The 8,672-nt window shown below is 73.0% G+C and carries 3 protein-coding genes; all 3 read right to left on the bottom strand.

Going from position 1 to position 8,672, the window contains the following annotated elements:
• Positions 1-31: 31 nt before the first annotated feature.
• On the bottom strand, positions 32-1,444 hold the full coding sequence (locus FPZ41_RS27375; protein WP_152866328.1) for a dipeptidase: 1,413 nt from the start codon (positions 1,442-1,444) through the stop codon (positions 32-34).
• Between the two features lie 10 nt (positions 1,445-1,454).
• A complete protein-coding gene (locus FPZ41_RS27370; RefSeq protein ID WP_152866327.1) occupies positions 1,455-5,066 on the bottom strand; it encodes an ATP-dependent DNA helicase in 3,612 nt (1,203 codons plus the stop codon).
• Between the two features lie 100 nt (positions 5,067-5,166).
• Positions 5,167-8,535, bottom strand: a complete 3,369-nt coding sequence (locus FPZ41_RS27365; protein WP_322620800.1) for an ATP-dependent helicase — start codon at positions 8,533-8,535, stop codon at positions 5,167-5,169.
• Positions 8,536-8,672: the final 137 nt, after the last annotated feature.

The following is an 8,672-nucleotide window of genomic DNA, read 5'->3' as shown; positions in this document are numbered from 1 at the left end:
GGTCTGGTGTGCCGGGCGTCGGGGGCCTCTTTCAGTGTGTCTCTTGCCCGTTTCCGGCCAGGTCGCCCCACAGATGGGCGCTGGTTTCGACACCTTTGAGGAGGAGGTCGAGCTCGACCTTCTCGTTCGGGGCGTGCCATCCGTCCGAGGGGACCGAGATGCCCAGGAAGAGCACGGGTGCGCCGAGGACGTCCTGGAGGTCGGCGGCGGGACCGGAGCCGCCCTCGCGCGTGAAGCGGACGGGCTGCTCGAAGGCGCGGCCCATGGCGCGTACGAGGGACTGCAGTGCGGGGTGGTCCAGGGGCGTCAGACAAGGACGGGTGGCCGGGCCGAAGGTGATCTCGCAGCGGATCCCTGCGGGCACCTGGTCGGCGGCCCACACGCGGACGGCCTTCTCGATCCGGTCCGGGTCCTGGCCCTCGACCAGCCGGAAGGAGAGCTTCACCAGAGCCGAGGACGGGATGATCGTCTTGCTGCCGGGGCCCTGGTATCCGCCCCCGATGCCGTTGACCTCGGCGGTGGGGCGGGCCCAGAGGCGCTCCAGGGTGGTGTATCCGGCCTCTCCGCAGGTGGCGGCGGACTTGGCCGTGCGCAGCCAGCTCTCCTCGTCGAAGGGGAGCTCCGCGAAGAGTTCGCGCTCGCGGTCGGTGAGGTCGACGACACCGTCGTAGAAGCCCGGGACCGTCACGCGCGCGTGCTCGTCGTGGAGGGCGGCGACCAGTCGGGCCGCGGCGGTGGCCGGGTTGGGCACGGCGCCGCCGAAGGCGCCGGAGTGGAGGTCCTGGGCGGGCCCGTGCAGCTCGATCTCGCACTCGGCGAGGCCGCGCATGCCGGTGCACACGGTGGGGGTGTCCTCGTCCCACATGCTGGTGTCGGAGACGATGACGGCGTCGGCGGCGAGCCGGTCGGCGTGCTCCTCGACGAGCGCGCGGAAGTGCGGGGACCCGGACTCCTCCTCGCCCTCGACCAGCATCTTCAGATGGACGGCCGGCGCGGTGCGGCCGGTGGCGGCGAGGTGGGCACGGACACCGAGTGTGTGGAAGAACACCTGGCCCTTGTCGTCGGCGGCCCCGCGCGCGTAGAGGCGGTTTCCGCGGATGACCGGCTCGAAGGGGGCCGTGTCCCAGCCGTCCGCGCGGGCGGCGGGCTGCACGTCGTGGTGCCCGTAGACGAGAACCGTGGGTGCCCCGGGGTCGTCGGAGGGCCACTCGGCGAACACGGCCGGGGCTCCGGGCGTCTCCCAGACCTCGGCGACGGGGAAGCCGGTCTCCCTGAGCTTGTCGGCGAGCCAGTCGGCACTGCGCCGCACGTCCGCGGCGTGCTCGGGCTGGGCTGACACCGACGGGATGCGCAGCCATTCCACGAGGTCGTCGAGGAAGGCGGCGCGGTGGTCCTCGATGTACGTACGGACGGCGCTGACGGCACTGTCAACGGGCTGGCTCATGCTCACGAGCCTATCGGCCCGCGCCGACATACTCGTCCGGCGGTTCGTCCGCTGCCCTCGCGCGTGGGTCCGCGCCGGGTTCCTCCAGGAGGAGACGTTCCAGTGCGGCCCGGTCGGGCAGGGCATCGGGGCGTACGACCTCACCGGTGCGCACGTACAGGAAAGCGGCCCCGACGGACTCCAGGGGCACGCCCTGCTGCTCGGCCCAGGCAAGGCGGTAGAGCGCGAGCTGGAGGGGGTCTGCGGTACGGGTACGGCTCGTCTTCCAGTCGACGATCTCGTACGTGGTGCCGTCGCCCTCCGGGCCGGAGCCGTCACCCTCCTTGTAGACGGCGTCGATGCGGCCGCGGACGACACGTCCGGCGATCGTGAGCTGGAAGGGAGCCTCGATGCGGTACGGCGTCCGGTGCGCGTACGGGGTGCGCTCGAAGGCGTCCTTGAGGGCTTCCAGATCGCGTTCGTCGGCGATCTCGGCCTCGGTGCCGGGCAGGTCCTCGGGTTCCAGCATGGGCAGCCGGAGCTCCTCGAAACGAGCCTCGACCCAGGCGTGGAATCGGGTGCCCCGGCGCGCGGCGGGCTGCGGGGGGCGCGGCATGGGCCGTGCGAGCTCCTGGGCGAAGCCGTCCGGGTCGGCTGCCAGGCGCAGCAGCTGGGACGCGGTGAGCGACGCGGGCAGGGCGACGTCGGTGACGCCTTGGCGGGCGCGCAGCAGCTCTCCGGTGAGGGCGTCCAGGTCACGGTCCCAGGACGCGATGGTGCGGGTCTCTTCGGAGGTGAGGGGCGCCGGGTCGGCAGGGTGCGGAAGGGCTTCGGGGGACCGGGCCTGGTGCGGAATCGCGGGGCGGGCCTTCGGCCACGAGTCCCAGTCGGGGTCGTCGTCGGGGTCACCGTCGAGGTCGTCGTCATGGTCGTCGCCGGGGTTCCCTTCGGGGAGGTCCTCCGGGAGGTCGTCCTCCCCGTAAGGGGGTTCGGCTGGGAAACCGTCGTCCCCGTAAGGGGGTTCGGCCGGGAAGTCGCCGTCTCCGTAGAGGTCTTCTTCGTCCTCGGGCGGGGGCGGCCAGTCCGGATCGTCGTAGGAACTCGGGTCGTGGGTGGCCGCGGGGTGGGTGTCCTCGTGGGAGACGCCCCTCTCCAGGTGAGCCAGGACGGTCTCCGCGGCCGCGCGGCGGAGGGCGAGGGCCGCGTCGTCCAGCGGGAGCGGCCATGCGTGGTCGGCGGCCGCCTCGTGCAGCGCGGGGTTCTCCTCGTCCTCCTCGGGTGCGTCGGCCCAGGCCTCGATCTCGCCGTACCCGGCGGCGCAGTGCTCGTACAGGGCGAGCAGGAAGTCGGACGGTCCGCGCGGGCGTTTCTGGGACGGGCCCCACCAGTGGCCGGAGCCGAGGAGCAGGGAGCGGGGGCGGGTGAACGTGACGTAGCCGAGGCGGAGTTCCTCGGTGTGCTGGTGGTCCTTCATGGCCTCGTGGAAGGCCTTCATGCCCCGGGAGTCCCATGCCTCGACGTCGGGCAGCGTGTCGGCGTCGCCGCGCAGCTCGTGCGGGAGGACCTTGCTCTGGGCGGTCCATTTCTCCCGGCCCCGGTCGCTGGGGAAGGTCCCGGTTACCAGGCCGGGGACCACCACGACGTCCCACTCCAGGCCCTTGGACTTGTGCGCGGTGAGCACCTTGACGGTGTTCTCGCCGCCCGGGAGGGCGTTGTCGAGGCCCTTCTCGTACTGGGCCGCGGTGCGCAGGAAGCCCAGGAAGGCCAGCAGGGTGGCCTCGGCGTCGTTGGCGGCGAAGGACGCGGCGATGTCGAGGAAGTTGGACAGTGTCTCGCGGCGGCGGGCGGCCAGGGCGTGCGGGGACGCGGAGAGCTCGACCTCCAGGCCGGTGACGGCGAGCACCCGGTGCAGAACGTCCATCAGCGGGTCGGCGAGCGAGCGGCGCAGGTCGCGCAGTTCCGCTGCCAGGCGCGCGAACCGGACGCGCGCGTCCGGTGAGAAGGGCAGGCCGTCATCCTCCCGCTCGGCCTCGAACGGCAGCTCCAGGAACGTGTCGAGCGCGTCCGCGAGAGAGATCACCTCGGCCGGATCGACTCCTTCGACGGCCGCGGCCAGCCGCCTGTCGGGGTCGTCATCGGCCCCCACGCGCGCGTGGGGCACGAGAAGCCGGGCCCGCCGTCCCAGGAGGGCCAGGTCGCGGGCGCCGATGCGCCAGCGCGGACCGGTGAGCAGGCGGACCAGGGAGGCGTTGGCGCCGGGGTCCTGGAGGACCTCGCAGACGGCGACGAGATCGGCCACCTCGGGGAGGTGCAGCAGCCCGGACAGGCCCACCACCTCCACGGGGATGTCGCGGGCGACGAGGGCGCCCTGGACCTCCGCGAAGTCGGTCGCCGTGCGGCACAGGACCGCGATCTCGCCGGGCTCCTTGCCGGTGCGCACGAGGTGGGCGATCGAGTCGGCGATCCAGTCGATCTCCTCGGCGTGGGTGCGCAGGAGGGCGCAGTGGACCGTGCCGTCGCGTTCGGCGCCGGGGGCGGGGCGGAGGGCCTCCACGCCCGCGTGCATGGCGCGCAAGGGCTCCGCCAGGCCGTTGGCGAGGTCGAGGAGGCGGCCGCCGCTGCGGCGGTTCTCGCTGAGCGCCTGACGGGTCGCGGGGCGGCCGTCGGCGTGTGCGAAGTGCTCGGGGAAGTCGTCGAGGTTGGCCACGGAGGCGCCGCGCCAGCCGTAGATGGCCTGGCAGGGGTCGCCGACGGCGGTCACGGGGTGGCCGGTGCCGCCGCCGAACAGCCCGGCGAGCAGGACGCGTTGCGCGACCGAGGTGTCCTGGTACTCGTCGAGGAGCACCACCCGGAACTCGTCCCGCAGGACGCGGCCCACTTCGGGGAGCCCGGCGAGCTGGGCCGACAGCGCGATCTGGTCGCCGAAGTCGAGGAGGTCGCGCTCGCGCTTGGCCGCTCGGTAACGCCCCACCAGTTCGGCGAGTTCACGGCGGGCGGCGGCCGTGTCGGGGACCTTGCGGAGGTCGGCGTTGGTGAGTTTGGCGTTCTCCAGGGTCCGCAGCAGCTCGGCGTCGTACGCGCGCAGGTCCTCGGGACGTACGAGGTGTTCGGCGAGTTCGGAGTCGAGGACCAGGAGGTCGCTGACGAGGTCAGCGAAGGAGCGGGTGAGCGCCGGGTAGGGGCCAGGGGCCTCACGGAGCACACGTGCGGCGAGTTGGTAGCGGGTGGCGTCGGCGAGGAGGCGGGATGTGGGTTCCAGTCCGATGCGCAGGCCGTGGTCGGTCAGCAGGCGGCCCGCGAAGGCGTGGTAGGTGGAGATGACCGGCTCGCCCGGCGGGTTGTCGGGATCGATGACGTCCGGGTCGGTGACGCCCGCCTTGACGAGTGCCTTCCGTACGCGCTCGGCGAGTTCACCGGCCGCCTTGTTGGTGAAGGTCAGGCCGAGCACCTGCTCGGGGGCCACCTGTCCGGTGCCGACGAGCCACACCACGCGCGCGGCCATCACCGTGGTCTTGCCGGAGCCGGCCCCGGCCACGATCACCTGCGGGGCGGGAGGTGCGGTGATGCAGGCCGTCTGCTCCGGGGTGAACGGGATGCCGAGGAGCTCCTTGAGCTGCTCGGGATCGGTGATACGGGCGGACATCCCAGACAGGCTAGCGGTGGCCACTGACAGTGGGTGCCGGATCATCCCGTAGGCGGGGAGATGCGCTGGTCAGCCCGTGTGGTGCGGTGCGTCACGTGCGTTACTCGACGACGTGCCGTCCCTCCGGCCGGGCCGTGCACGATGCCCGGAACGCGCAGTGTGTGCAGTGTTGTCCCGTGGTCGGTGAGAACCGTTCGTCGAGGACCTTGCCCGCCGCGTTGGCCAGCAGCTCGCCGACCCACTCGCCCTCCAAGGGCTGCTGGGCCTGGACCTTCGGCACGGCATCGCCGCCGTCCTTCTTCGGTGCCCCCTGGCGCAGTTGGACGAGTTCGGCGCCGCCCGGCTCGGGGCGCACGCCGTCGAAGGCCTCGTCGACGGCGCCCTCGCGGACGGCGAGCTGGTAGACGGCGAGCTGGGGGTGGCGCGCCACCTCGGCGGCGCTCGGCGTCTGCTTGCCGGTCTTGAAGTCGACGACATAGGCACGGCCTTCGCCGTCGGTCTCGACGCGGTCCATGGAGCCGCGAATGCGCACCTCGTAGTCACCGGCCCCCAGGGTCACGTCGAAGTCGTGCTCGCTGGCCACCGCCGTGCGGCCGGTGCGGTCCATGACGTGCCACTGCAGGAAGCGTTCGAGCGCTACGCGCGCGTGCTCCTTCTCCTGGGCGGACTTCCAGGGCGCGTCGAAGGCGAGCGCGTTCCACACGGAGTCGAGGCGCTCCATGAGGACGGCGAGGTCGGCGGGGGTGCGGCCGGAGGCGACCTCGTCGGCGAGGACGTGGACGACGTTGCCGAAGCCCTGAGCCGCGGTCGAGGGCGCGTCGGCCTTCACCTCACGGCCCAGGAACCACTGCAGGGCACAGGTGTTCGCGAGCTGGTCGAGGGCGCTGCCGGAGAGCACGACCGGCTGGTCACGGTTCCTCAACGGGACCTTGCTCTCCGTGGGTTCGAACATGCCCCACCAGCGGTACGGGTGAGCCGAAGGCACCAGGGGACGGCCGTCCTCGTCGGCGAGCGCGGCGAGCCGGGCCAGACGGCGGGCGGCGGCCTCCCTGAGGGCGTCCGACAGGCGCGGGTCCACGGTCGTGGCGCGCAGTTCGGCGACGAGTGCCGCGACGGACAGCGGGCGGCGGGGGCGGCCGGTGACGTCCTTGGGCTCGACGCCGAGTTCGGTGAGAAAGCGGGAGGGCTGGTCCCCGTCGTCGGCGGGGGCCTTCACGGCGGTGACCACGAGGCGTTCACGCGCGCGCGTGGCGGCCACGTAGAACAGGCGCCGCTCCTCCGCCAGGAGCGCGCCCGCGGTGAGCGGTTCGGCCAGTCCGTCGCGTCCGATGCGGTCGGCCTCCAGGAGAGAGCCGCGGCGGCGCACGTCGGGCCACAGTCCCTCCTGGACGCCCGCGACAACCACCAGACGCCACTGAAGGCCCTTGGAACGGTGTGCGGTCATCAGGCGTACGGCGTCGGGGCGTACCGCCCTCCTGGTGAGCGTGTCGGCGGCGATGTCCTCAGCTTCTATCTCCTCCAGGAAGTTGAGGGTGCCGCGCCCGCCGGTGCGCTCCTCCGCGCGCGCCGCGGTAGCGAACAGCGCGCACACGGCGTCGAGGTCTCGGTCCGCGTTGCGGCCGGCCGCGCCGCCGCGCCGAGCGGCCCATGCGAGCCGCTTGGGCCACGGTGTGCCGTCCCACAGCTCCCAGAGCGCCTCTTCGGCCGTGCCGCCGTCCGCGAGGCGCTCCCGGGCCCGGCGCAGCAGTTCGCCGAGCCGCTGGGCGCCCCGTGCGTACGCCGGGTCGTGCGCGACCAGTCGCTCCGGCTCGGCCAGTGCCCGCGCCAGCAACTCGTCCGAGGGCGGCGGCAAGGCGTTGCCTGCGGCCCGTTCCTCCTCGCGCAGGGCTCGGCCGAGGCGTCGCAGGTCGGCGGTGTCCATGCCGGCGAGGGGGGAGGCGAGGAGGTCGAGAGCCGTCTCGGTGTCGAGCCAGGGGGGCTGCTGTCCGGGCTCGTCGGGGCCTCGGTGCTCGCCGCTCCATTCGGGCTCTTCCGGCCCTCCCTGCTCCCCGGGGGCCGTCTCACCGGTCTCGCCCAGCTCGGCTCGCGCCACCGCCCGCAGCGCTGCCAGCAGGGGTGCCACCGCCGGTTCGTGCCGCAGCGGGAGGTCGTCTCCGTCGATCTCCAGGGGTACGCCCGCCGCGGTGAGCGCCCGCCGGACCGACGGGATCGCGCGGGAGCCCGCCCGCACCAGGACCGCCATGTCGCTCCATGGGACGCCGTCCTCCAGGTGGGCCCGGCGCAGAATGTCGGCGACGTTGTCCAGCTCGGTCCCCGGCGTCGGGTACGTGTACACCTCGACGCGCCCCCCGTCCCGTACCGACTTCAGCTCGCGGTGGGCCCGTGCCTTCTCCACCGGGAGACGGGTCAGCGGCATGCGCTGGGTGAGCAGTCGCGTGGCCGTGAGCAGGGCCGCTCCCGAGCGGCGGGACGTCCTGAGGACCTCCACCGGAGCCGGACGGCCGTCGGCGCGGGGGAAGGCGACCGGGAAGTCCAGGATGCCGTTCACGTCGGCACCCCGGAACGTGTAGATCGACTGGTCGGGGTCGCCGAAGGCGACGAGTGTGCGGCCGTCGCCCGCGAGGGCCTGGAGCAGCCGTACCTGTGCGGGGTCGGTGTCCTGGTACTCGTCCACGTAGACGGCGTCGTACTGCGCTGCGAGGCGCTTCGCGACTTCGGGGCGGCGGGCCAGGAGCACCGCGCGGTGGACCAGTTCTGCGTAGTCGAGGACACCCTGCAGGTCGAGCACGTCGAGGTATTCGGCGAGGAAGGCGGAGGCCGCGAGCCAGTCCGGGCGGCCGATACGGGCGGCGAAGCGCCGCAGGTCGGCGGGACCCAGCCCCAGTTCGCGGCTGCGGGCCAGCACCGCGCGGACCTCGTCGGCGAAGCCGCGTGTGGTCAGGCAGGCGCGCAGTTCGTCCGGCCAGCGGACATGCGCCAGACCGAGGCGCTCCAGGTCGGGCTGGCCGGCGAGGAGTCCGCGGACGGCCACGTCCTGTTCGGGGCCGGAGAGCAGTCGCATGGGTTCGACGAACAGGTCGCTGTCCTGATGGGCGCGGACCAGGGCGTAGCAGAAGGAGTGGAACGTGGTCGCCTGGGGCGCGTGTGCGGCCCCGATGCGCTGGGCCATGCGGTCGCGCAGTTCCACAGCCGCCTTGCGGCTGAACGTCAGGACGAGCACGCGCTCGGGGTCCGCACCGCGCGCGATGCGGGCCCCCACGGACTCGACGAGCGTGGTGGTCTTACCGGTGCCCGGACCTGCGAGAACGAGCAGTGGGCCGGTCCCGTGGTCAACCACGGCACGCTGGCCTGCGTCAAGACGAGGGGGGTCCACCCTGGCCGGCGGGGTACGAACCAGTCGGTAGGCGCCACGGCTCCCCTGGCGCACCTGAGGGTGCGACGGGCGTGTGGTGGAGGAAGAGGAGCTCACGTGGTTCGCCGGTCCTGGAGGGTGTACTCGGGTTGCGCGTGGAGGGCGGTGGCCGCGGGGTGAGGGGGACGAGCGATGCCGACGCTACGCCGACGCACGGTGCGGAAGCAGGGCTTCCTTGTGTTCCCTCCCGGTCC

This window comes from Streptomyces acidicola (genome assembly GCF_009377235.1).
GTDB classification, from domain to species: domain Bacteria; phylum Actinomycetota; class Actinomycetes; order Streptomycetales; family Streptomycetaceae; genus Streptomyces; species Streptomyces acidicola.
Note: the sequence above shows the minus strand (reverse complement) of the source record. Positions and strands in the feature narration are given on the sequence as shown.